An 897-nucleotide genomic window follows, 5' to 3' on the forward strand; every position below is an offset into this window, starting at 1 on the left:
ATTGCTTTTTATCTCATCTAGTTTCTATGTCTCCATAGATGTCCAAATGTAATTCCTTTTGCGAGAGAATTGGCAACGCTTGATAGTTTGAGTAACAGCATGATGGATATAATAGACAAGACGATAGCTCCCCCAAACATGAAGCTTATATTCTGGTCGTAATCGAGTTTCATATCGCTCAAATAGTTTGCAAAGATATTCATCATCAGATTAAATACAGTCGCTAAGAGTAGAAAGAGGATTATATAATTGACGACTTGGATTATCCATTGCTCGAAAAGGCGATGAGTTGGTTGCCAGAGCAAAGCAACGATGAAGAGAGGTCCCCATCCTACGAGAAGTGTAATAGCGAGTTTTGTCAGGAGCACGAGACCACCACCGATTGCTACGACGAGGCTTGTTGCCAGCAAGATGATGATGCCTAAGAGACTGTAAAGCAGACCATTGCCTTCGAAGAAGACAGTTTCTTGGAAAAGACGTCCTGCATATTGAAATCCTTTGGTTGCTGCTTTATCCAGTAAATTCATTAATTGTGTATTATCGAGTGGATTTGTTATGAGCGCTTTTGATAACTCATAGGGCATTTGTGTTATTAAACTCGCAATTTCATTTTGATAAAGTCCTGTGGTAAGAGCTATTGAAGTAATAATACTTATCCGTAGGAAACGATTTACAAATCCGGAGAGAGGCATATCTATAGCGCCACGAATGATGAGCCAACCATAGATGATGAAAGCGATTGTGATACCGATTGAAACAAAGGGTGTAATTGTAGCTATTGTTTTTGAGGAAAGATCCGTGACATATGTATTTGTTATCTGATCAATTTTAGTGAAAAGTTGCGTGAACACTGTAAAGTCCATGGAATTCCTCTTTAATGAATTTTCAACTTTTTAT

General features: G+C 38.2%; 1 protein-coding gene. It reads right to left on the reverse strand.

The window, feature by feature from the left end; all coding sequences use genetic code 11:
- Positions 1-17: 17 nt before the first annotated feature.
- The gene (locus ACFIJR_RS09105) at positions 18-863 is read right to left on the reverse strand and encodes a type IV secretion system protein (RefSeq protein WP_375652220.1); all 846 of its coding nucleotides are present in this window, start codon (positions 861-863) and stop codon (positions 18-20) included.
- Positions 864-897: the final 34 nt, after the last annotated feature.

It is taken from the genome of Bartonella sp. OD88NMGDW (assembly GCF_042193775.1).
Lineage (GTDB): Bacteria > Pseudomonadota > Alphaproteobacteria > Rhizobiales > Rhizobiaceae > Bartonella > Bartonella grahamii.

Bases quoted from the DNA above. Each gene is read 5' to 3' on its own strand.
- ACFIJR_RS09105 (WP_375652220.1), bottom strand. From the start codon at position 863: ATGGACTTTACAGTGTTCACGCAACTTTTCACTAAAATTGATCAGATA.